The sequence below is a fragment of the Blautia sp. DFI.1.216 genome (genome assembly GCF_020594215.1).
In the GTDB taxonomy this organism is placed as follows: Bacteria; Bacillota; Clostridia; order Lachnospirales; family Lachnospiraceae; genus Blautia_A; species Blautia_A wexlerae.
Genome location: NZ_JAJDML010000215.1, coordinates 1 through 291 on the forward strand (window position 1 = coordinate 1; position 291 = coordinate 291).

General features: G+C 38.8%; 1 pseudogene. It reads right to left on the reverse strand.

Annotation, left to right across the window (positions count from 1 at the left end):
- Positions 1-291, reverse strand: a pseudogene (locus LJE11_RS19495) (antirestriction protein ArdA); the annotation flags it as partial.

Sequence of the window (291 nt, forward strand, 5' to 3'; positions counted from 1 at the left end):
TTACTAAAAATTTCCCGTGTTCCTGCAAGTGAGAAGCATAGGCTTCAAAGTCAAAGTAATATTCTTGACAGTCCTCGGATAAATGCTTAAATGTCGGGTCGTTCATCAGCTTTTGCCTTGCAACATCTATCATGCTTTTGCAGTCAGGATAAACCGTAATCACGTTCCTGCAAATATAAAGTGCTTCTAAATTCTCAAACACCGTAAGTAGTGATACATATTCTTCTTGCATATCGCTTGAAAGCTGGCGGTACATAAAATCTAATTCGTTGAGCTGGTACACGCTTGTAT